Consider the following 25,237-nt stretch of genomic DNA (forward strand, 5'->3'; position numbering starts at 1 on the left):
TGTCTCGCTTCGCTCGGCTCGAACCTTCGTGTCGAAGATTCTTCATCCTTCCCGATTTGAGTTTTTATTTAGTTTGGGATTTTTCGGAAGGTGCGGTTGCACATAGAAGATGGTGGTGGGGGAAGGATTCGAACCTTCGAAGTCGATGACGGCAGATTTACAGTCTGCTCCCTTTGGCCGCTCGGGAACCCCACCACAACTTTTGTGGCATTTACTACATACTTCTTGGCCAAAACCATCATGTGCTACATGGATGATTTTTGTCGCTGCAGCGGTTAGCTGCGAACGGGGCGCATAATACCAAATGATTCGAAGGTGTAAAGCGCTGAAAGCGATAATAAAGTTCGTTTGCGGATTTTTTGCGCTTAACGGTGCTTCTCTGAGCGAAAAGCACCGTCAGAAGGCGGATTACAGAATGACAGTGCGGTTGCCGTAAACAAAGACACGCTGCGCCAGCACGCGATATAAGGCACGGCTGAGCACGTTTTTCTCAACGTCCCGACCGGCGCGCATCATATCTTCCGCCGTATAAGTATGATCGACGTTAATCACGTCCTGCATGATGATCGGACCTTCATCCAGGTTGTCATTCACGTAGTGCGCGGTGGCACCAATCAGTTTCACGCCGCGCTCATACGCCTGATGATACGGGCGGGCGCCAATAAATGCCGGCAGGAATGAGTGGTGAATGTTGATCACCTGATGCGGATAATGCTGCACAAAACCCGGCGTCAGCACGCGCATGTATTTAGCCAGCACCACATAATCAGGCTGATACTGGTCGATTTGCGCAATCATTGCGCTGTCGTGCTGTTCGCGGGTCAGGCCGTCATGACTGACCAGATGGAACGGAATATCAAAACGCTCGACCAGCGTTTGCAGCGTGTCGTGATTACCGATCACCGCAGCGATTTCGACATCCAGACCGCCGTAAGCCGCTTTCATCAGCAGATCGCCCAGACAATGGGCTTCTTTGGTGACCAGGATAACAATGCGGCGGCGTCCGGTGCTGTTGAGTTCGCGCACGGAACCCGCAGGCAGCGCGCTGTCAAGATCGGCCAGCAGCGTGGTGTCGTTGAAAATCCCTTCCAGCTCGGTACGCATAAAGAAGCGTCCGGTGCGGTGATCGACGAATTCGTTGTTTTGCACGATATTAAGTTCGTGCTTGTAGCAAATATTGGTAATTTTGGCGATCAGACCTTTTGCGTCAGGGCAAATGGTGCGTAATACCTTGGTTTGTACGTTCTGTTGCGGCATGAGGTTGTGGATCCTGTCCAAGACTTAAAATAGTACGGTTGAATTATTTACCGCAGCACTTCTTATATTTTTTACCCGATCCGCACGGGCAGGCGTCATTGCGTCCTGTCTGCGGTTTAATTCCGTCGATATAGTACCAGCGTTCGTTCAAACGAAGAAATCGTGAACGCTCATGGATCAGATGAATATGTTCGTCGCCGGTTTCGGTAAATCGTGCAGCAAACTCAACGAAACCTTCATCAGCATTGCGTCCCTCTGACTGAGCGATCACCTGTAAACCTTGCCAGTGCGTACTGGTAAAGCCTTCCTGTAAACTTTCACGCCAGCGCCCGGGTTGACAATCCGGATGCCAGGTGGCGATCAGATAACTCGCATTTTTCAGGACGTAAGCAGTGTAGCGTGATCGCATCAGCGCGGACGGTGTGGGCGCCACGCGGGTCTCAGAAATGTATGGCTGGCAACATTCTTCGTAAGGAAGATGGCTGCAACATGGGCAAAGTTCTGACACGGAAACTCCTGATTCGCAGGGCTTACACATTCAATAGCGCAGGTTGCGCTATTGAATGCACCAAAGCGATATGTTACCTAACAACCTCGCCGGGTGACAACGCGCTTCCCCGCTGATTCTAATGCTATGCGCAATATAAGGTCATCAGATGAGCAGAAAAGTCACCATTGGTCTTGCCCTTGGCTCGGGAGCCGCGAAAGGGTGGGCACACATTGGCGTGATTAATGCCCTGAAGGAAATGGATATCGACGTTGATGTCGTCGCCGGTTGTTCAGTTGGCGCACTGGTCGGCGCGGCCTACGCCAGTAACAGATTGCCTGCAATAGAAAGCTGGGTTCGCTCGTTCAGTTACTGGGATGTGCTGCGACTGATGGACTTTTCGTGGAAGCGCGGAGGATTGCTGCGTGGAGAGCGTGTGTTCAATGCCGTGGGGCAGTTGATCCGCATTGATGAGTTTGAAAAGTGCTCGAAGAAGTTTGGCGCAGTCGCCACCAATCTGAGTACCGGTCGCGAATTGTGGCTGACAAAAGGGGACTTGCATGAGGCTATCCGCGCCTCGTGCAGTATGCCCGGCCTGCTGGCACCGGTCTGGCACAATGGTTACTGGCTGGTTGATGGGGCGGTGGTGAATCCGGTGCCCATTTCGCTGACTCGCGCACTTGGCGCTGATATCGTTATCGCCGTTGATCTCCAGCACGACGCGCATCTGATGCAGCAGGATTTGCTGACGGTACAACCGACCGGCGAAGCACTGGATACTGAGAAAGAAGTGAGCTGGCGTGACAGAATACGTCAGCGTTTAACCCGTCCAAATGCCAGAAAACCCAACGTCAGCCCCTCGGCGATGGAAATTATGTCAACGTCCATTCAGGTGCTGGAAAACCGCCTCAAACGTAATCGCATGGCAGGCGACCCGCCGGATGTGTTGATCCAGCCTTATTGCCCGCAAATTTCGACGCTGGACTTCCATCGGGCAGAAGAAGCGATCGAGGCAGGCCGTCTTGCCGTTGAAAAACAGAGAGAGCAATTGCTACCCCTGATTAAAAATAGACAGTTCTGAATGGCTTAAAATGTGTTTGGCCTAATCTGACAATTCTGCCAAGCAAAAACAGGCTTTATGAGCCACTATTAGAATAAGAAATTCTGGGGGACCCTGATGGACAAGCCACTTACAAGCAAGCATATTCTCATCGTTGAAGACGAAGCCGTCTTCCGATCCATACTTGCTGGCTATGTAAGTTCCCTCGGTGCGACATTTACGGAAGCCGAAAATGGCCTTGAGGCTTTGTCTCTGGTCGAAGATTACCCGCCTGACCTGATTCTCTGCGATTTGGCGATGCCTGAGATGGGCGGTATGGAGTTCGTCGAAAACCTGCGATTACAGGGAAATAAAATCCCTGTTCTGGTGATCTCCGCCACGGATAAAATGACCGACGTTGCATCAATGCTGCGACTCGGCGTGGAAGATGTTCTTCTCAAACCGATCAGCGATCTCAACCGGTTACGCGAAGCGCTGCTTTCGTCTTTATACCCGAAGCTTTTTTCATCACAGGCGATGGAGGAAAGCTCGCTGGTTCAGGACTGGGAAGCGCTGTGCCGCAACCCTAATGAAGCACAGCGTTTGTTGCAGGAATTACAGCCACCGGTTCAGCAGAGGCTGGCGCATTGCCGCATCAACTACCGGCAACTGACATCAGCGGAAAGTCCGGGACTGGTGCTGGATATCGCCGCGCTTTCCTCCAAAGATCTCGGTTTCTATTGTCTGGACGTGACCCGTGCCAACGAAAATGGCGTACTGGCGGCGTTATTGTTGCGTGCTATTTTTAACAGCTTATTACGTGAGCACTTAAGTAATCAGCATCAGCGGTTGCCACAAATGTCGACGCTGCTTAAACAGGTCAACCATTTATTCAAGCAGGCAAATCTCGAAGGACAATTCCCGTTGCTGCTTGGTTATTATCATGCCGGGTATAAGAATCTCATTCTGGTTTCTGCGGGATTACATGCCAACGTGAATACCGGCACCAATATGATTCAGCTCAGCAATGGTGTGCCGCTCGGCACCACTGGCGCAACATACTCCAATCAAATCAGTCAGAAATGTGATGCCTGGCAATGTCAGGTCTGGGGTTCGGGTGGTCGTCTGAGATTAATGCTGTCTGTTGATTGAGCAAATTTATTACTATTGATAATAATTTATTAATAATCCTGAGCATTTTTCCCACACGTTTTTTTGTCTTCCCACTTTATTTCAATCTTCTAAGATGTATCTCAATGCAAAATATGCCTTTGCAGGCGCACTTGCGGCTGAAACTGGTATAATCCGTTCCGGTAAATTTGGCTGTCTATTTTACATTGTTTAAAATAACAAATAGGAATTCGCTGATGAAAGTAACAGTTTTTGGTATCGGTTACGTCGGACTTGTTCAGGCGGCGGTTCTTGCTGAAGTTGGGCATGAAGTTTTGTGTATCGATGTAGATGCAAAGAAAGTAGAAAACCTGAAAAACGGGCAGATCCCAATTTTTGAACCGGGCCTGACGCCGCTGGTTCAGAGCAACTATGAAGCAGGGCGCTTGCTTTTCAGTACCAATGCGGCTGACGGTGTAGCGCATGCAACGGTACAATTTATCGCGGTGGGTACGCCACCGGATGAAGACGGTTCCGCTGATCTGAAATATGTGACTGCCGTGGCGCGTACGATTGCTGAGTACATGACCGAACCCAAAGTGGTCATTGATAAATCCACCGTTCCGGTCGGTACTGCGGACAAGGTCCGTGCAGTAATGACCGAGAAACTCAAAGAACGTGGTGCAGATATCAACTTTGATGTGGTATCAAACCCTGAATTCCTCAAAGAAGGTGCAGCAGTCGCAGACTGTATGCGACCTGAACGTATTGTCATCGGTACTGATAACCCGGATGCTATTGATCCGATCCGTGAACTTTACGAACCTTTCAATCGTAATCACGATCGTATGATCCTGATGGATATCCGCAGTGCAGAGCTGACCAAATATGCCGCTAACTGTATGCTGGCGACCAAAATCAGTTTCATGAATGAAATGTCTAATCTGGCAGAAATGCTCGGTGCGGATATCGAGAAAGTCCGCCAGGGTATCGGTTCTGATTCACGCATTGGCTACCACTTTATCTACCCTGGCTGCGGCTACGGCGGTTCGTGTTTCCCTAAAGACGTCCAGGCGTTGATCCGTACTGCTGAGCATATTGGCTATCAGCCTAAATTGTTGCAGGCGGTAGAACAGGTCAATTACCAGCAAAAATATAAATTGCCTGCTTTCATTCAGCGCCATTTTGGCGATGACCTGAAAGGGAAAACCTTTGCACTGTGGGGGCTGTCATTTAAGCCTAATACCGATGATATGCGTGAAGCATCGAGTCGCGTATTAATGGAACAACTCTGGGCTGCAGGCGCGAAAATCAAAGCCTATGATCCTGAGGCGATGAATGAAACGCAGCGGATCTACGGTCACCGTGATGATCTGGAATTGATGGGCACCAAGGAAGCGGCATTGCACAATGCTGATGCGTTGATTATTTGTACGGAGTGGCAGAATTTCCGTGCCCCTGATTTTGATGTGATCAAAAAAGCATTAAAAGAGCCGGTTATCTTTGATGGTCGTAATTTATTCGATCCTGAACGTTTGGAGAAACGCGGATTTACTTACTACGGCATAGGTCGTGGCGCATCAATCAATCCGGTTCTGTAAGGAGTTTTCATGAAATATCTGGTCACTGGCGCAGCGGGCTTTATTGGGTTCTATGTGTCACAACGTTTGTTGGCTGCGGGTCATTCCGTTATCGGCATTGATAATCTGAATGACTACTATGACGTCAATCTGAAACTTGCCCGCCTTGCTCAGCTGGAAAATAAAGTCGGCTTTGAATTTATTAAGCTGGATTTAGCTGATCGTGAGGGTATGGCCGCATTGTTTGCGGAACAGCGTTTTGAACGGGTTATCCATTTAGCCGCGCAGGCGGGTGTCCGATATTCAATCGAAAATCCTCTGGCTTATGCGGATGCCAACCTCATAGGATTTGTTAATGTTCTGGAAGGATGTCGTCATAATAAAGTCGGACATTTGCTTTATGCCTCTTCCAGTTCAGTTTATGGCCTGAACAAAAAACAGCCTTTTTCAACGGATGATTCTGTGGATCATCCTGTTTCGCTGTATGCCGCAACGAAAAAGGCTAATGAATTAATGGCTCACACTTATTCACATCTTTATAAGATCCCTACGACCGGATTACGTTTCTTCACCGTATATGGCCCGTGGGGACGCCCGGACATGGCATTGTTTAAGTTCACCAAAGCAATACTTGCCGGGCAGAATATCGATGTTTATAACCATGGCGAAATGCGTCGTGATTTTACTTATATCGATGATATCGCCGAAGCCATTGTTCGTTTACAGGATGTTATTCCACAATCTGATCCGGACTGGACTGTAGAAGGTGGCTCTCCTGCCAGCAGTTCTGCACCTTATAGTGTTTATAATATTGGCAACAGCAACCCCGTGAAACTGATGACGTATATCAGTGCGCTGGAGAAGGCGTTGGGAATGGTTGCGGGTAAGAATATGCTGCCAATGCAGCCAGGCGATGTACACGAGACCAGCGCAGACACATCACCGCTGGCTAAGGCGATTGACTTCAAGCCTGAGACACCTGTAGAGCAAGGCGTACAGCGCTTTGTGGACTGGTATCGCGACTTTTATCAGGTTTGATTTTGTATTTCTTGCTAAAGGCTGCTGACGCAGCCTTTTTTTATGGAATCAGTTAAATCTTATAGATGTTTATTGAACAGGTTGTATCAATCTGTTTTATCAGTTTTGTATTTACGGTACGCCTGTTACAGCGCAATAAAAACAAAAAGCCCATCACTCTGATGGGCTTTTTAGCATTAACAGTAACGTTAATCAGGGCAATTACAGCAGGAAATCGTCCAGTGATTTACCTTGCTCTTCGATTGCTTTCTTGATTACAGCTGGAGTACGACCCTGGCCAGTCCAGGTTTTGTTTTCGCCGTTCTCATCAACGTATTTGTATTTAGCCGGGCGTGCTGCACGTTTTGCTTTACCAGTCGCTTTAGTCGCAGCCATTGTCTGCAGCAATTCATTAGGATCAATACCGTCCGCAATCAGCATTTCGCGGTATTGTTGCAGTTTACGGGTGCGCTCTTCAATCTCAGCAGCTGCCTGAGAATCTTCTTCGCGACGCTCGTTCACAACAACTTCTAATTTTTCCAGCATCTCTTCCAGAGTTTCCAGAGTGCATTCTCTTGCTTGCGCACGCAGAGTACGGATGTTGTTCAGAATCTTTAATGCTTCGCTCATTATACTAGTCTCAAATTATATTGGTGGGGGGCGTTTGGCTAATAATAGAATGCTCTTCTGTATTCTGCAATAGCGAATTTGTTTGCTTGACCTTAATTTACGCATTTAAAGCAAATAATGTTTATCCGCAGAGAAATATAGCCAGGTCGCTTAGCGCTATTAATCTGGGGATGATAACCCTATTTTCAATCCTCTGTTGAGGATTGTTGATGCTTTGTGTAAGTGTTTTTTTAAGTCAGCGAGAGTTCACAAAATTAAAGGATCCGTGAAGTCATGTAATGTAAGGATATGGAAAGGCTTGAGAGATGAAGCACAAGATCAGAAAAATGATTCTTTGCCGGTAGCATTTCAATTGTCTTTTTTAATGTATAGACAAACTCTTACTCTGCAATGCAGACATATAAACTGCGCTTTCATTGCGGGTATTCTGCCGTGTCAGCAGGCCATAATTATCTCATGTCGTATAATTTTTATTGTAAGCCTCTGTGATTTCTTTACCGGGAATGAATGCCCGCCCGTGCCAGATATCAGTGCCACTCTCCGGTTGTTATAGTCTGCCAGGCATGTGATACAATACATGCCGAAAATTTATGCCATCCATTACTTTATGGGATCACTTCTTTATGGCTCAGCTTTATTTCTATTACTCGGCGATGAATGCCGGTAAGTCCACCTCGTTGCTGCAATCTTCATATAATTATCAAGAACGTGGTATGCGCACGCTGGTGTTAACAGCAGAACTCGATAACCGGTATGGTCAGGGTAAAGTCAGTTCGCGAATCGGCTTGTCGTCTCCTGCAGAGCTTTACAACACAGAGACAGAACTCTTCAATCTGGTGGCTCAGGAGAACCGCACACAGCGTTTGAGTTGCGTTCTGATTGATGAGTGCCAGTTTCTCACCAAAGCTCAGGTATCGCAGCTGACGGACGTTGTGGACGATCTGGATGTGCCTGTACTTTGCTATGGTCTGAGAACGGATTTTCGCGGAGAGCTTTTTGAGGGCAGTGAATATCTGCTGGCCTGGGCGGATAAACTGGTTGAGCTTAAAACCATCTGCCATTGTGGTCGCAAAGCCAACCGCAACCTGAGACTGGATGAGAACGGTAACGCCTTACATGATGGCGCACAGGTCGTTATTGGCGGTGATGAAAGTTATGTTTCGGTCTGCCGTAAGCATTACAAAGAAGCGATGGCTGCGTTTGATGGCAGGGATGAAAGTAAGACTCTCTAAGTCATGAGCGCTGACTAAGTTCGATGAGCCAGAGTTGAATGATAAATCGCGAATTCGGACCATAAAAAAACCCGCCTTTCAGCGGGTTTTTTACTATCAGTATCTCAGCAGATTATTTTTTGCTGGTTTTCTTTTCAGCTTTTGGCGCAGGAGCAGCAACTTCTTCTGCTACGTCTTCACTGTATTCACGGCCGTAGTAAGTATCCATCAGAATCTGTTTCAATTCGGCGATCAGCGGGTAACGTGGGTTAGCACCGGTACACTGGTCATCAAACGCATCTTCAGACAGTTTATCTACTTTAGCCAGGAAGTCAGCTTCCTGAACGCCAGCTTCACGAATAGAGGTTGGGATACCTAGTTCAGCTTTGATTTCATCCAACCAGGTCAGCAGTTTCTGGATTTTCTGTGCAGTACGGTCACCAGGAGCGCCCAGACCTAAATGGTCTGCAATTTCTGCGTAACGACGACGCGCTTGCGGACGGTCATACTGACTGAAAGCCGTCTGTTTCGTTGGGTTATCGTTGGCGTTATAACGGATAACGTTTGAAATCAGCATGGCGTTAGCCAGACCGTGCGGAATGTGGAACTCTGAACCCAGTTTGTGGGCCATTGAGTGACAAACCCCAAGGAAGGCGTTAGCAAACGCGATACCCGCGATAGTCGCCGCATTGTGAACACGTTCACGGGCAACCGGGTTTTTAGCGCCATCTTTGTAGCTGGCTGGCAGGTTTTCTTTCAGCAGTTTCAGTGCCTGCAGAGCCTGACCGTCGGAGTATTCGTTCGCCAGTACAGAAACATAAGCTTCCAGTGCGTGAGTGACGGCATCCAGACCACCGAAGGCACACAGTGATTTCGGCATGTTCATGACAAGATTGGCGTCAACGATAGCCATGTCAGGTGTCAGAGCATAGTCAGCCAGTGGGTATTTCTGGCCAGTCGCATCGTCAGTAACAACGGCAAATGGTGTAACTTCTGAACCAGTACCGGAAGTGGTCGTGACGGCGATCATTTTCGCTTTTACGCCCATTTTCGGGAATTTGTAGATACGTTTACGGATATCCATAAAACGCAGCGCCAAATCTTCGAACTGAGTATTCGGGTGTTCATACAGAACCCACATAATCTTCGCAGCATCCATTGGTGAACCACCACCCAGCGCGATGATAACGTCTGGTTTGAAGGAGTTCATCTGCTCAGCACCTTTACGAACAATGCTCAGCGTCGGGTCAGCTTCAACTTCGAAGAATACTTCAGTTTCAATACCATGACCTTTCAGAACGCTGGTGATCTGATCGGCATAGCCGTTATTGAACAGGAAGCGGTCAGTTACGATGAAGGCGCGTTTTGCTCCATCAGTCGCCACTTCTTCCAGTGCGATTGGCAGTGAGCCACGACGGAAGTAGATAGATTTAGGAAGTTTATGCCACAACATGTTTTCTGCTCGCTTCGCTACAGTTTTCTTGTTGATCAAGTGTTTAGGACCGACGTTTTCAGAGATGGAGTTACCACCCCAGGAACCGCAACCCAGCGTCAGAGACGGAGCAAGTTTGAAGTTGTACAGGTCACCGATACCACCCTGTGAAGCCGGGGTGTTGATCAGAATACGTGCGGTTTTCATTTTGTTGCCAAAATAATTCACACGTTCTGGTTGGTTGTCCTGGTCTGTATACAGGCAAGAGGTATGGCCGATACCGCCCATTTCTACCAGTTTCTCTGCTTTAGCGACGGCGTCTTCGAAATTCTTAGCGCGGTACATAGCGAGGGTAGGGGACAGTTTTTCATGCGCAAACGGTTCAGATTCGTCAACAATGGTGACTTCACCGATGAGCACTTTAGTATTCGCAGGCACTTTAATGCCAGCCATTTCAGCAATTTTCACTGCTGGCTGACCTACGATAGCGGCGTTGAGGCCGCCATTTTTCAGAATGATATCTGAAACGGCTTTGAGTTCTTTACCCTGCAGCATGTAGCCGCCGTGAGAAGCGAAACGTTCACGGACTGCATTATAAGCTGAATCAACCACGATGATGGACTGCTCAGAGGCACAGATGACACCGTTATCGAAGGTTTTAGACATCAGGACGGAAGCAACAACACGTTTGATATCTGCGGTTTCATCAACAACGACTGGTGTATTACCTGCACCCACGCCGATTGCTGGTTTACCGGAGCTATAAGCTGCTTTAACCATGCCCGGACCACCTGTTGCCAGAATCAGGTTCAGATCCGGGTGGTGCATCAGTTGGTTGGAAAGCTCTACGCTTGGTTCATCAATCCAGCCAATGATATCTTTTGGCGCGCCGGCAGCGATGGCCGCTTGCAGAACGATATCCGCAGCTTTGTTCGTTGCATTCTTGGCACGTGGATGTGGAGAGAAGATAATACCGTTACGGGTTTTCAGGCTGATAAGCGCCTTGAAAATTGCAGTAGAAGTTGGGTTGGTAGTCGGGACGATACCGCAAATCAGACCAATTGGCTCAGCGATAGTGATGGTACCGAAGGTGTCATCCTGGCCCAGGATGCCACAAGTTTTTTCATCTTTGTAAGCATTGTAAATGTATTCAGAAGCGAAGTGGTTTTTGATCACTTTGTCTTCAACAATACCCATTCCGGATTCTTCAACAGCCAGTTTTGCCAGCAGAATTCGAGAATCGGCAGCAGCCAGGGCGGCGGCAGCGAAAATCTTATCGACTTGTTCTTGACTGAAGTTGGCATATTCGCGCTGTGCCTTCTTGACCCGAGCAACGAGTGCGTTTAGTTCAGCGACATTTGTTACAGCCATAATGCTCTCCTGATAAAGTTAAACTCTTTTAGTAAATAATCCGCCAAAGACTAGTATAGACCTGCTATCAGTCACCGTGAGAAACTAATTAAATCTAAGATTCTCAATGTGTTGTCTTTGTCTCTTTATTTGCTCAAAGAGCTTTCAGTTGTGAAGCACCGGGTAAAGCAGATGACGTTAAATAAATCACCTTCATCACTGGACGTTTTATCTTTCATGTAACGCTGAGTGACTATGTACTGAGATTACCTATTTGTAGGCAGCGTCAATTTGATCTGGATCACTAAATACTGATGCTGACACCTTTCAGCAACTTGATATTGAGAATGGTTATCAAATTCTCCCTTGGATAATACAGTTTTGTATCTAAAGTTATCAATAAAAAATCTGTTTTTTAACAAAAGTTGTATTCACTGCCTTTGTTCGGAAATCTGGTGATAAAAACTATGAAACGACGTGGCGCCTTTACGGGGATTCCAGTACATTAGCGCCCATCAAAACCTTCATCTACTGGCATAGTTATGCGGAGTTCTGCGTGAGCCAATCTTTATTAGATTTTTCAGGGTATATCAAGTTTTTCGTCGGGCTGTTTGCGCTGGTCAACCCTGTGGGGATCTTGCCAGTCTTCATCAGCATGACAAGCTATCAGGCGGCAGCGGGGCGTAATAAAACCAATATGACGGCAAACCTGTCGGTTGCCATTATATTGTCGACTGCACTTTTCCTGGGCGATGCCATTTTACATCTGTTTGGTATATCGATTGATTCATTCCGAATTGCGGGTGGGATCCTGGTGGTCACCATTGCGATGTCTATGATCAGCGGGAAACTGGGCGAGGACAAACAGAACAAGCAGGAAAAATCAGAAACAGCGATACGTGAAAATGTCGGGGTGGTTCCGCTTGCGCTACCTCTGATGGCCGGACCGGGCGCAATCAGTTCAACGATTGTATGGAGTTCACGCTATCACAGTTGGCCGAATCTGCTGGGACTGACACTTGCGATTATCTTCTTTGCATTTTGTTGCTGGTTACTGTTCAGAGCGGCACCATTGCTGGTGCGATTACTGGGGCAAACCGGGATTAACGTGATTACGCGTATCATGGGGCTTTTGCTGATGTCTCTGGGTATCGAATTTATTGTGACAGGGATTAAAGCTATTTTCCCTGGCCTGCTCTAACCTGCTGGTCACTGAATTATCACGGAAACACGGGTGGGTTTTCGTGATAATTATTACCTTTCCTTATAATGCGATGCATTAATATAGTGCAGCTAATGACTTAATTAAGCGCGTTTGCACCTAAATGTGGCGTAAAGCCACGTCTCATTCTTCTTTTCGAACCAAGTCTTCATTTCTTCTAATAAACTTAGCGAATTTTTAGCTAAATACGCATCTTTACTGCCCGTTTTGACGCTAATTTATCCACATCATTCTGTAAGGCTTGTGCATGCTGTATCGAGATGTTATTAGTGTTAACACCGCAGTTAACAGGTGTTTATCCTTGAAAACATCTTAATGTTAACGGATTGTGTCAGGCGAGTTCTTATGCAATCAGTGACGTTAATTTTGCGCTAAAAATTATCGTAAAAATGCCAATAAACAATGAGTTAACCAAGGTTTCCAAATGTTTCCTTGTGGGTGGCTCATCGGGCTTGTAACCAGTAAAAGAGAATTGCGTAACAAATTTGCAAAATTTATTGGCGCCTGTATCAGGCTTCTGATAATTTTCAAATCGCCTTCAAAAATGGAATTTTGTTAAGCGGGATGCTCTGAGTGAGAACGAATCTTGCTAGAGACAGAAAGATTGAAGCCATTTTATTTGTTTTTGGAGAGTATCGTGTCGCAATGCGTACCACAAAATTATCCTCATCCGCTTTCTGCGAAAAGAAAGCCGGGCATTGTGCTGGCGACATTACATAGTCTTTTGTTGAGTCTGCCGGTTCAGCAAAACAAACCTTCATCTCTTCTTCTCATTAATTGAATTCAGGCGCTTAACTGCGAAGGGCTTTCTATCGCCGTGAGGCGAATAAGAAAATAATATTGTTAAGGTTAGGAATAACAGTATGTGATTACCTGGTGTGACGCAGAACCTTGTTTTGTTGTGCACGGGGTAAATCAAATGGGGTGGGATCATCCTTAACGATCCCGGAAACAACATGGCGAACAACAGCCTGACGTTTCCAACGTTATTGAGTAATACATGCAGTAATAGGGGACAGCCATCTGCGGGTGGTAACTACATGGGGGCCTTTCTTGAGCAATTCGTTCCTGCTTTTGAAACCCATTGACCCAGCAAGGGTTTATCTTGCACCCGGGCGTGCAAGTTCATAATAAAAACTGGAGTTGAATAAAAATGACCAACATCACAAAAAAAAATCTGCTCGCTGCCTGCATTCTGGCTGCAGTAGGATCTGTTTCAATCAATAATGCATTCGCAGCCAACGTGCCAGCAGGCGTGACTCTGGCCGCCAAACAAGAGCTGGTGCGCAACAACGGTTCTGAAGTTCAGTCTCTCGACCCGCATAAAGTCGAAGGCGTGCCGGAATCTAACGTTATCCGTGATTTGCTGGAAGGTCTGGTAAATACCGATAGCAAAGACGGCAGCGTCATTCCTGGTGTAGCCACCAGTTGGGAAAACAAAGATTTTAAAGTCTGGACCTTCCACCTGCGCCCGGAAGCTAAATGGTCTAACGGCGACCCTGTAACAGCCGAAGATTTTGTCTACAGCTGGCAGCGTCTGGCGGATCCGAAAACTGCGTCTCCGTATGAAAGCTATCTGCAATACGGTCATATCGAAAACATTGACGACATCATCAGCGGTAAGAAAAGCCCTGATACTCTGGGTGTGAAAGCGCTTGACGACCATACCCTGCAAGTCACTCTGACCGAACCTGTTCCCTATTTCGTCAAAATGCTGTCTCACACCGCGATGAAGCCGGTAAACAAAAGTGTTGTTGAGAAATTTGGCGACAAATGGACTCAACCAGAAAACTACGTGAGCAACGGTGCATACAAACTGAAAACCTGGACCGTTAACGAACGCATTGTTCTGGAGCGTAGCCCGACTTACTGGGATAACGCGAAAACCGTTATTAATCAGGTCACTTACCTGCCAATCTCCTCTGAAGTGACTGACGTTAACCGCTACCGTAGCGGCGAAATCGACATGACTTATAACAACATGCCGATCGAACTGTTCCAGAAACTGAAAAAAGAAATCCCGACCGAAGTCCACGTTGACCCGTACCTGTGCACTTATTACTACGAAATCAATAACCAGAAAGCACCATTCACTGATTCACGCGTTCGTGAAGCGCTGAAACTGGGCCTGGATCGCGACATCATCGTGAACAAAGTAAAAGCGCAGGGCGATTTGCCAGCTTATGGCTATACCCCTCCTTACACTGATGGTGCAAAACTGACGCCTCCGGCCTGGTTTAAAGAGACTCAGGAACAGCGTAACGAGCAGGCTAAAAAACTGCTGGCTGAAGCGGGTTATACCCCAGCTAAACCACTTACTTTCGACCTGCTGTACAACACGTCTGATCTGCACAAAAAACTGGCTATCGCCGCTGCCGCTATCTGGAAGAAAAACCTGGGTGTTGACGTGAAACTCGTTAACCAGGAGTGGAAAACCTTCCTGGACAGCCGTCATCAGGGCAACTTCGATATCGCCCGTGCTGGCTGGTGCTCCGATTACAACGAACCTTCTTCCTTCCTGAACACTATGCTGTCTGACAGCAGCAACAACACGGCTCACTATAAGAGCCCTGCGTTTGATAAAGACATCGCGGACACGCTGACCGCGAAAACTGACGAAGAACGCGCAGCGCTGTATCAGAAAGCTGAAACCCAGCTCGATAAAGATTCTGCGATTGTGCCTGTCTATTACTACGTGAACGCGCGTCTGGTGAAACCATACGTTGGTGGTTACACCGGTAAAGATCCACAGGACAACGTCTACGTTAAAGACTTATACATCATCAAACACTAATTAATCAGTGTCAGAGCAAGGCATCCCCGAGCTGCCTTGCTCCTTCTTTATTGATGAAGGTAATGTTTTTAGTGCCGGTTTTCGGTGCTGAAGCAAAGAGCCACCACGGCGGCTATCACCCGATAGTCGTCGTGACCAAGCCAAAACTATCAAGCTGTAGTGACAGGCTTAGAAACAGGTACGGGCAATGTTAAAGTTTATTTTACGCCGCTGTCTGGAAGCGATTCCGACGCTATTCATTCTGATCACCATTTCGTTTTTTATGATGCGTCTTGCACCTGGCAGCCCTTTTACGGGTGAGCGTAATCTTCCGCCAGAAGTGATGGCGAACATTGAGGCGAAATATCACCTCAATGACCCAATGTATAAGCAATATTTCCATTATTTAGAACAACTGGCGAAAGGCGATTTTGGCCCGTCGTTCAAATATAAGGACTACACCGTTAATGATCTGGTTGCGGCTTCTTTCCCGGTTTCAGCGAAACTGGGTCTGGCGGCATTTATCATGGCGATTGTGTTTGGAGTCAGTGCGGGCGTTATCGCAGCACTCAACCAGAACACGAAATGGGATTACACGGTGATGGGCGTTGCGATGACGGGGGTGGTCATACCCAGTTTCGTGGTTGCGCCGTTACTGGTGCTGATATTTGCCATCACGCTTAAATGGTTGCCTGGCGGCGGCTGGAATGGCGGTGGTGCCAAATATATGATCCTGCCGATGGTGGCACTGTCACTGGCTTATATCGCCAGTATTGCGCGTATCACCCGCGGTTCAATGATCGAAATTCTGCATTCCAACTTCATCCGTACAGCTCGCGCCAAAGGGTTGCCGCTGCGTCGCATCATTTTGCGCCACGCGCTTAAACCTGCACTGCTGCCGGTATTGTCATACATGGGACCGGCCTTCGTTGGGATCATCACCGGTTCGATGGTCATCGAGAGCATTTTCGGATTGCCGGGCATTGGCCAGCTGTTTGTTAACGGTGCATTAAACCGTGACTACTCACTGGTCTTGAGCCTGACCATTTTAGTGGGCGCATTGACCATATTATTCAATGCGATCGTCGACGTGCTTTATGCCGTCATCGACCCGAAAATCCGTTATTAATGCCGGAGTACGTCAATGATGTTAAGTAAGAAAAATAGCGACGTCGTGGAAAACTTCAGCGAAAAACTCGAAGTTGAAGGCCGCAGTCTGTGGCAGGATGCACGACGTCGTTTTATGCACAACCGTGCGGCGGTCACCAGCCTGATCGTGCTGGCATTTATCGCGCTATTCGTGGCGTTTGCGCCGATGTTATCCCAGTTTTCCTACGATGATACCGACTGGAATATGATGTCAGCGGCACCTGATTTTGCTTCTCACCACTATTTCGGCACTGACTCTTCAGGCCGTGATTTGCTGGTACGTGTGGCGATCGGCGGACGTATTTCCCTGATGGTCGGTGTAGCGGCAGCGTTAGTGGCCGTTATTCTCGGTACGCTTTACGGGTCGTTGTCCGGTTATCTGGGCGGTAAAATTGACTCCGCAATGATGCGTCTGCTGGAAATTCTCAACTCCTTCCCGTTCATGTTCTTCGTTATTCTGCTGGTGACCTTCTTCGGGCAAAACATCCTGCTGATATTCGTGGCGATCGGGATGGTGTCCTGGCTGGACATGGCGCGTATCGTGCGTGGACAGACTCTCAGCCTCAAGCGTAAAGAATTCATCGAAGCGGCGCTGGTGAGTGGTGTGAGCACGCGCAATATTGTCCTGCGTCACATTGTTCCCAATGTGCTGGGCGTTGTCGTGGTCTACGCATCGCTGCTGGTGCCGAGCATGATTTTGTTTGAATCCTTCCTGAGCTTCCTGGGATTGGGTACACAGGAACCACTGAGCAGTTGGGGCGCGTTGTTAAGCGATGGCGCCAACTCGATGGAAGTTTCACCTTGGTTACTGCTGTTCCCGGCAGGCTTCCTGGTTGTAACTCTGTTTTGTTTCAATTTTATCGGCGATGGCTTGCGTGATGCCCTCGACCCGAAAGATCGTTAAGGAGTGCAATCATGAGCACCATTGAACATTCCACATTTGCAGCCCCCGCCGCGGTTGACGGCAAAGTTCCGCCAATCTTACTTGATGTTCAGGATTTGCGCGTCACGTTCGAGACTCCGGACGGTGACGTTACCGCAGTGAACGATCTGAATTTCGATCTGCGTGCTGGCGAAACGCTGGGCATTGTGGGCGAATCCGGTTCTGGCAAATCACAAACCGCCTTTGCTCTGATGGGATTACTGGCCAGTAATGGCCGCATCGGCGGTTCGGCGAAATTTAATGGCCGCGAAATCCTCAATCTGCCACAACAACAGCTCAATAAGCTGCGCGCAGAACAGATTTCGATGATCTTCCAGGATCCGATGACCTCTCTCAACCCGTACATGCGCGTGGGTGAACAGTTGATGGAAGTCCTGATCCTGCATAAAAAAATGAGTAAGCGCGAAGCGTTTGAAGAATCCGTACGCATGCTGGACGCGGTGAAAATGCCGGAAGCCCGCAAGCGTATGAAAATGTTCCCACATGAATTCTCCGGTGGTATGCGCCAGCGTGTGATGATTGCAATGGCGTTGTTGTGCCGCCCTAAATTGCTGATTGCCGATGAGCCGACCACGGCGCTGGACGTGACCGTTCAGGCGCAAATCATGACATTACTGAATGAACTGAAATCAGAGTTCAACACAGCAATCATTATGATTACGCATGACCTTGGCGTGGTGGCCGGTATCTGCGACAAAGTGCTGGTGATGTACGCCGGGCGAACCATGGAATATGGCCGTGCACGCGATGTGTTTTATGAACCTTGTCATCCTTATTCCATCGGCCTGCTCAATGCGGTTCCTCGTCTTGATGCCGAAGGTGGCGCGATGATGACTATTCCGGGCAACCCGCCAAACTTGCTGCGCCTGCCAAAAGGTTGTCCGTTCCAGCCGCGCTGTCCGCATGCGATGGATATCTGCTCCTCGGCACCGCCGCTGGAGCGTTTCGGGGATGGCCGTTTGCGTGCATGCTATAAGCCGCTGGAGGAGCTGGTATGACAGACAACACAATCATGAACAGTGCGGCAATGAACACCCACGCGCCAGAGAAAAAAGTTCTGCTCGAAGTGGCTGATCTTAAAGTCCATTTCGACATCAAAGACGGTAAACAATGGTTCTGGCAGCCCTCGAAAACCCTGAAAGCCGTCGACGGCGTGACCCTGCGTCTTTATGAAGGGGAAACGCTGGGCGTAGTGGGGGAATCCGGTTGTGGTAAATCGACCTTTGCCCGTGCGCTGATCGGGTTGGTGAAAGCCACTGACGGTCGTGTCGCATGGCTGGGCAAAGATCTGCTGAATATGTCGGACAGCGAGTGGCGCCACACGCGCAGTGATATCCAGATGATTTTCCAGGATCCGCTGGCGTCCCTGAACCCGCGTATGACCATCGGTGAAATCATTGCCGAGCCGCTGAAAACCTATAATCCGAAGATGCCTCGTCTTGAGGTGAAGGAAAAAGTGAAGGCAATGATGTTAAAGGTCGGGCTGCTGCCTAACCTGATTAACCGTTACCCGCACGAATTCTCCGGTGGTCAGTGTCAGCGTATTGGCATCGCGCGCGCACTCATCCTGGAACCGAAACTGATTATCTGTGATGAGCCAGTCTCTGCACTGGATGTGTCCATCCAGGCGCAGGTGGTTAACCTGCTTCAGCAGTTGCAGCGTGAAATGGGCTTGTCGCTGATTTTCATCGCGCACGATCTGGCGGTGGTAAAGCACATCTCTGACCGTGTTCTGGTGATGTATCTTGGTCATGCCGTCGAGCTGGGGACTTATGATGAGGTGTACAACAATCCTCAGCATCCGTATACCCGTGCCCTGATGTCTGCGGTGCCGGTTCCTGATCCGGACAAAGAGCGCAACAAAGTCATTCAGTTGCTGGAAGGGGAGTTACCTTCGCCAATTAATCCGCCGTCAGGTTGCGTGTTCCGTACCCGCTGCCCGATCGCCGGACCAGAATGTGCGATAACCCGTCCGTTGCTGGAAGGCAGCTTCCGCCACGCGGTATCTTGTCTGAAAGTCGATCCGCTCTGATAAATATTCTCAGACGGAAAGCATAAAAAAACCTGCCAATGGCAGGTTTTTTTCGTCTTCGTTATCTTTATGTATCGTTCTGCTAAGTCATTCAGATTGGATCAAGGCGGCAATTGAGTGAATTCCCGGGAGCTGACTTATGTCAGTGACCGGGGTGAATGAAAGCAGCCAACACAGAGCCGGTCTGAAGGACGACGGAGAAGATTATTCTTTCCAGAGGATATGGCAGAGCTTGTGATCTTTCTCGCGACACAGCAGAACACGGGCGAAAATATCATTGATAGGCTGGTCTTCAGCGTCAGCCAGGCCAATCACCACTTCAGCAAAGAAGTCCGGATTTAAGTCGAAATCCACGTGCTCAACCCAGTCTTCAGCCGGGTCATATAATTCAGCGCCGCCACGTTCTTCAAATTGCAGATTGAAGATCAGGATGTCTGCCGGATCAAGGTTATCTCCGGCCAGTTCCAGAAAGATGTCGTAGGCTTGTTCAAGCGTTTCGTCTTCGGTCAGGCGATTATTCAGGTCCATATCATTCTCGTTTACAGATGAGTGTATTCAGGCTGGTTCAGGCCGGTACTGTGTGTATTACATCATGCCCGACGTGGCTTTTACAGCAGCGGACTGAAAAAGTAGAACAATCGTTCGACGATGCGGTGCCAGAAAGGACGTTTAAGCCAGGCTTCCACATCCAGCAAATGCGAGCGGGCAATATAATCTTCCTGCACGCGGCCCAAATCATCGCCAAATCCGGCGTCATCAATGACCAGTGTTATCTCAAAATTGAGCCACAGACTGCGCATATCCAGATTCACCGTGCCGACCAGACTGAGCTGGCCGTCGACCAGAATACTTTTGGTATGCAGCAGGCCGTCTTCGAACTGGTAAATTTTGACACCGGCTTCCAGCAATTCGCCAAAGAACGCCTTACTTGCCCAGTTCACCATCATCGAATCGTTCTTCATCGGCAGAATGATACTGACATCCACTCCGCGCTGCGCCGCTGTGCAAATGGCATGCAGCAGATCGTCGCTTGGCACGAGATACGGTGTCGTCATCACCAGTTGTTCGCGTGCAGAATAGGTCGCGGTCAGCAGAGCCTGATGAATCATATCTTCAGGGAAGCCAGGGCCGGAAGCGATCACCTGAATGGTATGGCCGCTTTCCTGCTCGAACGGCATCTGGTTGAGATCCGGTTCCGGCGGTAAAATCCGTTTGCCGGTTTCAATCTCCCAGTCGCAGGAATACACGATACCCATTGTGGTGGCGACAGGGCCTTCCATGCGCGCCATCAAGTCCACCCACTGACCGACGCCAGCATCCTGTTTGAAGAAACGCGGATCGACCATATTCATGCTGCCGGTATAGGCGACATAGTTGTCGATCAGTACGACTTTACGGTGCTGACGCAGATCCATCCGGCGCAGGAACACACGGAACAGATTCACCTGCAACGCTTCAACGACTTCGATACCCGCGTTGCGCATCATGGCCGGGTAAGGGCTGCGGAAAAAGGCCACGCTGCCAGCGGAATCCAGCATCAGACGGCAATGAATGCCACGGCGAGAGGCCGCCATCAGGGATTCTGCGACCTGATCAACCAGACCGCCCGGTTGCCAGATATAAAACACCATTTCGATGTTACTGCGTGCCAGTCCGATATCACGCATCATCGCGTGCAGCACGTCATCGCTGGTGGTCAGCAGTTGCAACTGATTACCTTTTACACCGGCAATGCCCTGACGGCGCTCGCAAAGCTGGAAAAGTGAGGCGGCAATTTCACTGTTCTCAGTGGCAAAAATACGCTTACAGTCTTTGAGATCATTGAGCCAGCGGGCGGTGGAGGGCCACATGGCTTTTGCCCGTTCCGCACGGCGTTTGCCTAAGTGCAGTTCCCCAAACGACAGATAGGCAATAATACCGACCAGCGGAATGATGTAGATGATCAGCAGCCATGCCATTGCGGACGGAACTGCCCGGCGCTTCATCAGAATGCGCAGGGTGACACCGGCAATCAGTAACCAGTAACCGAAAACCAGAAGACCGCTGATTACCGTATAAAATGTTGTCATAAAGGCGAAAAGTCCTGTTCGCAAGCCATCGGCATGAGTGTACGTGAAAGGGGAAACCTTTTAACTAACTTTATCCTGCTAATCAATCAGCTACCTCTGTAATCTGTATCAGATTAATAAAAGAGTCATCGCCCTGACATCAAGGTTAGCTGATAACGTGGAGGAAGGGGGAAAACAAGACTTGGATCACAACGTCATCGGCCTATAATGTCCCGCAGTTTTTCCGCTCAAGACACTTTCTGTAAAAGAAGCGCTTTCGTTAAAGAAGCAGCCACGGGCATTACGGGACACAAGTGAATGAAACACAGTAGAAATGAAGTCGGCCGGTGGCGGATGTTACGCCAGACCCAGCGCCGGAGAAGCCGCTGGCTGGAAGGGCAGTCAAGACGCTACCGCCATATTTACCGTATTCGTCAAATCCATCATCAGCAGCACCAGCGCCTTTCATTGTATGCCGTGAACTACGAATGGAATTCCTGATTAACGGGATTTAGGCTGAAAAAGCGCGCCACATTTTTTGCAGACCAGCGTGGCGTTTTTGCGCACTTTCGAGCTCATCTGTTCTGAAACATAACCGCATTCCGGGCAGGTGACCTTCGTGGTCGTGCTGGTTAGAAACTTCAGTCCGTCGAAGAATGACATAATGCTTACCTCATGGGTAGGGGTAAGCATTCTAACACAGAAGCGATGAATGCAATGTGACGGCATTCGGGGAATCACGCCATGAGGTGTGATGTCATGGCGCGTGAGGGGTGAAATCAGTCGAAAAGCTCTGAAAGGAAGCTCTTCTTTTTATAGGGCTTTTGGGACGGGTAATGGCCGCGGTTGTCATAATTGCCTTGCGGCCGGTGATCGTCTCGACGGTCACGTTCCTCATAGCGTGCAGTTGCAGGGCGTTCTGCGGCCTGTAATGTGGCAGATTTCTCGATGATTTTATCCAGCTCACCGCGATCCAGCCATACTCCGCGACAGTCAGGACAATAATCGATTTCAATGCCCTGACGTTCGGACATCACTAACTGACTTTCTTTGCATACCGGACATTGCATATCAGGTTCTCCGCTCGACTGTTAAAGAAAAAAGGCGCAGGTAACTGTTTGAGTAACCGGATATTTAGACAATCAACTGACGTAAGCAAAAGTAAAGTTGATTAAAGAGAAGGCGGGAAGGCACAGGGAATAGCGGGCAGCCCGAAAAACTGCCCATAAAACATCAGAATACGCGTTTGAACGGTTTGACAGTCACGGCTTTATACACGCCAGCTTTAACGTACGGATCGGCATCTGCCCACACTCTGGCGTCTTCCAGTGTTTCGAATTCGACAATCAGCACGGATCCGGTCATGCCGGCGGCGCCCGGATCTTCGCTGTCAATGGACGGGGTCGGACCTGCAATCAGTACGCGGCCTTGTTCATGCAATTTTTTCAGGCGTTCGATGTGAGCAGGGCGGGCAGCAGCACGTTTCTCCAGCGAGTCGGAAACATCTTCAGAATAAATAACGTAAAGCATGAGTCACCTTTAATGGGGTTTTAGTGAGCGTTTTTTGGCAGCCAGAGGCTGCCTGACTATTTTACAGAATTAACATAGCTAAACCTGAAGTCCGGGGAAAGCGCTTTGCGTAGGATCAAAACAAGGGTTATTTGAGAATAGTTGTCATCTCGGTGTTGAATATGATTGCTATTTACATTTAAACTTGCGGCTTCACGGGGAAAATGAATCATTATGCCGCTAAAAAAGTTTAGATTTATCCGCAAGGTGACGGTGCCGGTTTTGCTTGCTGTTAGTTTACATGTCGCAGTCATTGCGGGCGTGTTGTATATGACGGTGGGCGAGTCAATCAAATTGCCAAGTCAGGATCAGAAGGTGATGAGTGTAACGATGGTCAATCCGGCCGACTTTGCACCCCCTCCGCCGCCGCCACAACCTGAACCGACACCGCCAGCACCTGAGCCGGAACCGGAAGTCGTGCCGGAGCCACCGCCGCCGCCTGAAGCCGTTGTGATTCCGGAGCCCCCAAAACCTAAGCCAAAACCGGTGAAAAAGCCGGTCGTTAAACCGAAGGTGAAACCCGTTGAACGTCCCGTCGAAAAACCGGCGCAAACGGTACAAACTGCCCCGGTAACCAGCAACCAGCCGGTCACTAAACCCGTGAGTCAGCCTCCGGCGTCTACCAATGCGCAGAGCAATACCGGTCCGCGGCCGCTGCAGCGTGGCGAACCTGCTTATCCGGCGCGAGCACTGGCCTTACGTATCGAAGGGCGGGTTCGTGTACAGTTTGATGTGGACAGCGATGGTCGTGTGCAAAACGTACGTGTTCTGTCAGCTGAGCCGCGCAATATGTTTGAGCGGGAAGTGAAACAGGCGATGAGCAAATGGCGCTATGAACCGAAGGCTGCCAGCAATCTCGTGGTGAACCTGGTGTTCAGGATTAAAGGCGGTTCTGCTGTCGAATAAGCCAGGACAGGTCATCACCAGTGATTTCCACGCAAAAAAAGGTCGCCATGAAGGCTAATGCCGGTCACTTAAGGTGACCGGCATTGTTTTTTAAGGGATATTTCGACCTTTTTTCTCTCACTTCCCTGACATATTCACGCTCACGTCTCGAGGGCAGTTTTAGCATCGCTGCGTTGCTGTAAAAATGCTTCAGATGACCCGGGATGGCTCCCGCTGATGCCCACGGCAGCCCGATTAACAACCGTAATATCTCCGACACTGCACCGCTAAAACTCAGCTGATAAGGCAGATAATCTCCCTTCAGGCTGAACGCCATCTTGATCATCTGGTAACGAATTAGGTTATAACTCAGCAGGATACCCCACAGTTCCTGCCTCACCATTTCCGGCAGTTTGCTTCTCAGCGCCCACCGGTTCCCCAGTAAAAACTGCTTCGTCTCCCGGTATCCTAACTCGATTTCCCAGCGATGCTTATAAAGCTCCGCCACGCTGGCGGCCGGATAACGCATCGCATCCGTCATTGACGTCAGAACCTGCCGTTCAACGCCATTGACCTTCCGGCGGATAAGCCGCACGGTCATTTCTTCCGGCAGTCCTTCCCACTGTTTTCTGGCCTGCGGTGACGTTTTCAGCCGTATCAGCTCGTCCTGTTTGCCGGGCTTACACACCACCTCGTACTGCGTGTTCTTTTTCAGCGGCGTCAGCCAGTGGCGATTTTCGCCCGCATTATGCCAGTCATGTAGCAGGCCTAAAGAGTAAAAACCCTTATCGAACAGCGTAATACTGTTATCCGGCGCGCTGGCTGCCAGCTTTGCCGCCAGGCGCATCTCGTTCACGTCGTAACTGTCCATCACACTGGCCCGCAACAGGTGGCTGCTCAGTTCCATCAGGCAGACCATGCGGACCTGAGGATATCCGCGTTCACCGTGCTGGTTCGAAGCCTTACCGAAGGCCTCTGCATTTTCAGGCGTGTCCTGCGTATGCCAGACTACGCCATCGACGGCATTGAGTGTCAGTCCGTGCCAGAGAGGATGTTTTGCCTCTGCATGCCAGTGTTGCTGAGTGATATCAAACAGAACCCGGATGGCATCTTCACCTAACGTTTTTCTGCGGGCAATAACGGAGCTGGGTGCGGTGAATGAGCGTCCGGTTCGGTCAACAATATCCATCAGATTAACGATATGACTCATAGGCTTATTGTTGAATATGGCCATGCCGATAACCAGCCAGACCATGGACTCGAGGGGGAGTTTACGCTTGCGTAGGGTGACGGTGTCAGTGAGAGAAAAAGCTTGCTGAATGAGGTCCGGAGACAGGAGGTCAGCGAGGCTTTGAACTTCATCGGGGGCAGTAAGATTGATAATACCGAGAGCTTGTGAAAGTTCCATTTAAAAAGGGTCCATGATGAGCATGAACCCTTTTTACACGAGCCACCGGATCGGTCAACTGATCCTTAAACGATCGGCATTAGCCATGAAGGCGA

The 25,237-nt window shown here is 49.2% G+C and carries 23 protein-coding genes and 1 tRNA gene; 13 read left to right on the forward strand and 11 right to left on the reverse strand.

Annotated features, from left to right (window positions below; genetic code table 11):
• Positions 1–110 precede the first annotated feature (110 nt).
• From ABIC79_RS23705 to ABIC79_RS23715, 3 genes are all read right to left on the reverse strand, one after another.
• Positions 111–195 (reverse strand) — tRNA-Tyr (locus tag ABIC79_RS23705).
• A gap of 213 nt (positions 196–408) precedes the next feature.
• On the reverse strand, positions 409–1,257 hold the full coding sequence (gene purU / locus ABIC79_RS23710; protein WP_013575956.1) for a formyltetrahydrofolate deformylase: 849 nt from the start codon (positions 1,255–1,257) through the stop codon (positions 409–411).
• A 43-nt stretch (positions 1,258–1,300) separates the two neighbouring features.
• On the reverse strand, positions 1,301–1,765 hold the full coding sequence (locus tag ABIC79_RS23715; protein ID WP_354568683.1) for a YchJ family protein: 465 nt from the start codon (positions 1,763–1,765) through the stop codon (positions 1,301–1,303).
• A 148-nt stretch (positions 1,766–1,913) separates the two neighbouring features.
• On the opposite strand from ABIC79_RS23715, the gene rssA reads away from it, so the two are divergent.
• From rssA to ABIC79_RS23735, 4 genes are all read left to right on the forward strand, one after another.
• A complete protein-coding gene (gene rssA / locus ABIC79_RS23720) occupies positions 1,914–2,825 on the forward strand; it encodes a patatin-like phospholipase RssA (RefSeq protein WP_013575954.1) in 912 nt (303 codons plus the stop codon).
• Positions 2,826–2,921: 96 nt separating this feature from the next.
• Positions 2,922–3,935 (forward strand): two-component system response regulator RssB, encoded by a 1,014-nt coding sequence (rssB, locus tag ABIC79_RS23725; RefSeq protein WP_013575953.1) that lies wholly within the window; start codon positions 2,922–2,924, stop codon positions 3,933–3,935.
• 215 nt (positions 3,936–4,150) lie between these two features.
• A complete protein-coding gene (locus tag ABIC79_RS23730; RefSeq protein WP_013575952.1) occupies positions 4,151–5,494 on the forward strand; it encodes a UDP-glucose dehydrogenase family protein in 1,344 nt (447 codons plus the stop codon).
• A 9-nt stretch (positions 5,495–5,503) separates the two neighbouring features.
• Positions 5,504–6,511, forward strand: coding sequence for an NAD-dependent epimerase (locus ABIC79_RS23735; RefSeq protein ID WP_013575951.1), 1,008 nt, complete (start codon positions 5,504–5,506; stop codon positions 6,509–6,511).
• Between the two features lie 201 nt (positions 6,512–6,712).
• Here the strand turns inward: ABIC79_RS23735 and hns are convergent, their stop codons facing one another.
• Complete coding sequence (gene hns / locus ABIC79_RS23740) at positions 6,713–7,120, reverse strand: histone-like nucleoid-structuring protein H-NS (RefSeq protein WP_013575950.1); 408 nt, start codon at positions 7,118–7,120, stop codon at positions 6,713–6,715.
• Between the two features lie 623 nt (positions 7,121–7,743).
• Between hns and ABIC79_RS23745 the strand changes: the two genes are divergently transcribed.
• Positions 7,744–8,352, forward strand: a complete 609-nt coding sequence (locus tag ABIC79_RS23745; RefSeq protein WP_013575949.1) for a thymidine kinase — start codon at positions 7,744–7,746, stop codon at positions 8,350–8,352.
• Between the two features lie 112 nt (positions 8,353–8,464).
• On the opposite strand, the gene adhE is transcribed toward ABIC79_RS23745, so the two are convergent.
• Complete coding sequence (gene adhE / locus ABIC79_RS23750) at positions 8,465–11,134, reverse strand: bifunctional acetaldehyde-CoA/alcohol dehydrogenase (RefSeq protein WP_013575948.1); 2,670 nt, start codon at positions 11,132–11,134, stop codon at positions 8,465–8,467.
• A gap of 535 nt (positions 11,135–11,669) precedes the next feature.
• Here adhE and ABIC79_RS23755 point away from each other — a divergent pair.
• From ABIC79_RS23755 to oppF, 6 genes are all read left to right on the forward strand, one after another.
• Positions 11,670–12,314: a YchE family NAAT transporter gene (locus tag ABIC79_RS23755; protein ID WP_013575947.1), complete on the forward strand. Its 645-nt coding sequence runs from the start codon at positions 11,670–11,672 to the stop codon at positions 12,312–12,314.
• 1,174 nt (positions 12,315–13,488) lie between these two features.
• Positions 13,489–15,129, forward strand: coding sequence for an oligopeptide ABC transporter substrate-binding protein OppA (gene oppA, locus ABIC79_RS23760; protein WP_013575946.1), 1,641 nt, complete (start codon positions 13,489–13,491; stop codon positions 15,127–15,129).
• Between the two features lie 187 nt (positions 15,130–15,316).
• Positions 15,317–16,237 (forward strand): oligopeptide ABC transporter permease OppB, encoded by a 921-nt coding sequence (gene oppB / locus ABIC79_RS23765; protein WP_013575945.1) that lies wholly within the window; start codon positions 15,317–15,319, stop codon positions 16,235–16,237.
• Between the two features lie 15 nt (positions 16,238–16,252).
• Complete coding sequence (gene oppC, locus ABIC79_RS23770; RefSeq protein ID WP_013575944.1) at positions 16,253–17,161, forward strand: oligopeptide ABC transporter permease OppC; 909 nt, start codon at positions 16,253–16,255, stop codon at positions 17,159–17,161.
• A gap of 11 nt (positions 17,162–17,172) precedes the next feature.
• On the forward strand, positions 17,173–18,198 hold the full coding sequence (locus tag ABIC79_RS23775; protein ID WP_037034493.1) for an ABC transporter ATP-binding protein: 1,026 nt from the start codon (positions 17,173–17,175) through the stop codon (positions 18,196–18,198).
• A gap of 29 nt (positions 18,199–18,227) precedes the next feature.
• Positions 18,228–19,232, forward strand: coding sequence for a murein tripeptide/oligopeptide ABC transporter ATP binding protein OppF (oppF, locus tag ABIC79_RS23780; RefSeq protein WP_015690069.1), 1,005 nt, complete (start codon positions 18,228–18,230; stop codon positions 19,230–19,232).
• A 204-nt stretch (positions 19,233–19,436) separates the two neighbouring features.
• On the opposite strand, the gene ABIC79_RS23785 is transcribed toward oppF, so the two are convergent.
• Positions 19,437–19,760: an HI1450 family dsDNA-mimic protein gene (locus ABIC79_RS23785; protein WP_013575941.1), complete on the reverse strand. Its 324-nt coding sequence runs from the start codon at positions 19,758–19,760 to the stop codon at positions 19,437–19,439.
• Between the two features lie 80 nt (positions 19,761–19,840).
• A complete protein-coding gene (cls, locus tag ABIC79_RS23790; protein ID WP_013575940.1) occupies positions 19,841–21,301 on the reverse strand; it encodes a cardiolipin synthase in 1,461 nt (486 codons plus the stop codon).
• Positions 21,302–21,598: 297 nt separating this feature from the next.
• On the opposite strand from cls, the gene ABIC79_RS23795 reads away from it, so the two are divergent.
• Entirely contained in the window at positions 21,599–21,781 is a 183-nt protein-coding gene (locus ABIC79_RS23795; protein WP_037034487.1) for a YciY family protein, read from the forward strand.
• On the opposite strand, the gene ABIC79_RS23800 is transcribed toward ABIC79_RS23795, so the two are convergent.
• The 3 genes from ABIC79_RS23800 to ABIC79_RS23810 form a co-directional block, all read right to left on the reverse strand.
• A complete protein-coding gene (locus tag ABIC79_RS23800) occupies positions 21,782–21,943 on the reverse strand; it encodes a YnfU family zinc-binding protein (protein ID WP_013575939.1) in 162 nt (53 codons plus the stop codon).
• 116 nt (positions 21,944–22,059) lie between these two features.
• On the reverse strand, positions 22,060–22,350 hold the full coding sequence (locus ABIC79_RS23805; protein ID WP_013575938.1) for a TFIIB-type zinc ribbon-containing protein: 291 nt from the start codon (positions 22,348–22,350) through the stop codon (positions 22,060–22,062).
• Positions 22,351–22,513: 163 nt separating this feature from the next.
• Positions 22,514–22,810, reverse strand: coding sequence for a YciI family protein (locus tag ABIC79_RS23810; protein ID WP_037034485.1), 297 nt, complete (start codon positions 22,808–22,810; stop codon positions 22,514–22,516).
• Between the two features lie 213 nt (positions 22,811–23,023).
• Here ABIC79_RS23810 and ABIC79_RS23815 point away from each other — a divergent pair, with 213 nt between their 5' ends.
• Entirely contained in the window at positions 23,024–23,755 is a 732-nt protein-coding gene (locus ABIC79_RS23815) for an energy transducer TonB (protein ID WP_013575936.1), read from the forward strand.
• Between the two features lie 64 nt (positions 23,756–23,819).
• Here ABIC79_RS23815 and ABIC79_RS23820 read toward each other — a convergent pair whose 3' ends face one another.
• A complete protein-coding gene (locus tag ABIC79_RS23820; RefSeq protein ID WP_241916769.1) occupies positions 23,820–25,142 on the reverse strand; it encodes an IS4-like element IS1271 family transposase in 1,323 nt (440 codons plus the stop codon).
• Positions 25,143–25,237 lie beyond the last annotated feature (95 nt).

Source organism: Rahnella sp. 2050, from assembly GCF_040544515.1.
In the GTDB taxonomy this organism is placed as follows: Bacteria; Pseudomonadota; Gammaproteobacteria; order Enterobacterales; family Enterobacteriaceae; genus Rahnella; species Rahnella aceris.